This window comes from Thermodesulfobacteriota bacterium (assembly GCA_040758155.1).
Taxonomy (GTDB): Bacteria; Desulfobacterota; Deferrimicrobia; order Deferrimicrobiales; family Deferrimicrobiaceae; genus UBA2219.
Window position 1 is genome coordinate 3231 of sequence record JBFLWB010000205.1, and the last position, 2284, is coordinate 5514.

3 protein-coding genes are annotated in these 2284 nt (G+C 68.7%); all 3 read left to right on the forward strand.

The genetic code is table 11. The features are described 5' to 3' along the window. Window positions 1–531 (forward strand): YceI family protein (locus AB1346_14145; GenBank protein MEW6721583.1); only part of this gene is annotated, 531 nt, incomplete at its 5' end. Next, window positions 528–1643 carry a type III polyketide synthase gene (locus tag AB1346_14150; protein ID MEW6721584.1) on the forward strand — a complete coding sequence of 372 codons (1116 nt, stop codon included), beginning with the start codon at window positions 528–530 and terminating at the stop codon, window positions 1641–1643. The genes AB1346_14145 and AB1346_14150, both read left to right, overlap by 4 nt. Then, window positions 1640–2284, forward strand: a 645-nt coding sequence (locus AB1346_14155; GenBank protein ID MEW6721585.1) for a U32 family peptidase, incomplete at its 3' end; no start/stop codon positions are given. The genes AB1346_14150 and AB1346_14155, both read left to right, overlap by 4 nt.

Genomic DNA, 2284 nt, shown 5'->3' on the forward strand with positions numbered 1-2284 from the left:
GCCGCGGAGATCCGCGGCGCATGCGACGTCCGGTTCCTCGGGACGTCCACTCTGCACGACTTCAACGGGACGGGGAAATGCCTTCCGTTTGCGGCGACGCTGGAGCGGGCCCCCGGGGGGGGTTCCGTTTTACCGCTGGTGAAGCTGGATGTACCCGTCGGCGGAATGGACACGGAGAACGACTCGAGGGACAGGGAGATGCGGAAGATGTTCCGGGACGAACAGCATCCCTTCATCCACGCCTCGGCCCGCGACGTCGACATCGATGCGGTCCGCCGGCGGATGAAAGAGGACGCCGCGGGGAAGGCCCCACTTGACGTCTTTCTGGAGATCCGCGGGATGGAGAGGAAGATCGCGGCCTCCGCGGGCGGATTGAAGGAGGAAGGGAACCGCGTCTCCTTCGACGTGGAGTTTCCCGTGTCGCTGAAGCAATTCGGGCTCAAGGCGCCCTCCGTCCTCGGACTCATCCGGGTGGGGGACCGGGTCCTGGTGAAGGCGTCCTTCCGGGTGGAGATCCAGGAGACGCCATGACGACCGCCTGGATCCACCGGATCGAAACGCTGCTGCCGGAGTTCTCCTTCTCCCAGGAGGAGGCGATGGCGAAGATGCAGGAGTGGGCCCGGGACGACCGTGAGCGGCGGCTGGTGCGCGCCGTCTACCGGAATTCGGGGATCGAAACGCGTCATTCCATCCTCGGGCGCAGCGCCTGGTACGGGGAGGACGCCTTCTTCTCCGGCACTTCGGGCAACGGGGCGAGCTCCCCCGGCACCGCCGCGCGCAACGACCGGTTCGCCGCGGGGTCCCGCGACCTGTCCGTCCGGGTCGCCCGCAACGCGCTTTCGGGTGGGCCCGCCGGGTTCCTCCCTTCCGACGTGACCCACGTCGTCACCGCCTCGTGCACCGGCTTCTACAACCCGGGCCCCGACTTTTTCATCGTGCGGGAGCTCGGGATACCCGACTCCGTGCAGCGGTACCACCTCGGGTTCATGGGGTGCTACGCCGCCTTGCCGGCGCTGCGGATGGCGGCGCAGTTCTGCGCTGCGGACCCCTCGGCCGTGGTCCTGGTCGTCTGCCTGGAGCTGTGCACGCTCCACATGCAGCTCACCGGGGCGGAGGACAACCTGCTGGCGAACTCCCTTTTTTCCGACGGCGCGGCGGCGGCGGTCGTGTCGGCCCGGGAGCCCGTTCCCGGAGCCTCCGCCTACCGGATCGACGCCTTCCGGTCGGCGCTCGTCCCTGCGGGGGAGCACGACATGGCCTGGAGCGTCGGCGACCACGGCTTCGACATCGCGCTGTCCACCTACGTGCCGAAGATCATCGGCGGGAACATCCGGGAGCTGGTGGCGCCGGCCCTTGCGTCGGCCGGCATCTCCGTTGCGGAGATCGATACCTGGGCGGTCCACCCCGGGGGGAAGGCCATCGTCGACCAGGTCCAGAGGACCCTCGATCTCGCGCCGGCCCAGGTGGCCGCGTCCCGCGAGGTGCTCCGCCGGTGCGGGAACATGAGCAGCCCCACCATCCTGTTCGTCCTTGACGAGGTCCTCCGCGGCGGCGCGAAGACGCGCGAGCGGGTGCTCGCCGTCGCCTTCGGGCCCGGGCTCGCCGTCGAAGCGGTCGTCCTGACCCTTTCCCGCCCCGCATGAGACTCTCCGTCGCCACGAACTTCGACCCCGCCCTGGTCGAAGCGCTCCGGGATTTCCCGGTCGTGGAGCTGTTCGGGAAGCTGCGGCAGGACGCCGTGGGAGGCGGTCGGGCCCCGTACCAGCTTGCCCGGATCTCCCGGAGGGAGCTGGCGGCGCACGTGGAGCACGCGCGTTCCGCGGGCATCGGGTTCAACTACCTGCTGAACGCCTCGTGCATCGGAAACCGGGAGATCACCCGGGCGGGGCAGAAGGAGATCGAGGAGCTCTGCTCCTGGCTGCGGGAGATCGGGGTGGAATCCGTCACCGTCTCCTCCCCCCTGGTCCTGCGGCTCGTCAAGACGCGCTTCCCGGGGCTCAAGGTGCGGATCTCGGTGTTCGCCGGGATCGACCGGATCCGCAAGGCGCAGATGTGGGAGGAGATGGGCGCGGACTGCATCGTCCTCGACAGCATCCTCGTCAACCGGGAGTTCGCCACCCTCGATAAGATCCGCAAGGCGGTCCGGTGCGACCTGGAGCTGCTGGTGAACAACAGCTGCCTCTACGGATGCTCCCTGTCGCCCGCCCACATGAACGCCCTCTCCCACGCGGGGCAGTCTTGGCACCGCAACAGCGGATTTTTCATCGACTGGTGCATGCTCCGC

What these genes read in the sequence shown, in the direction of transcription:
- AB1346_14150 (MEW6721584.1), top strand. Translation starts at nt 528, where the DNA reads ATGACGACCGCCTGGATCCACCGGATCGAAACGCTGCTGCCGGAGTTC.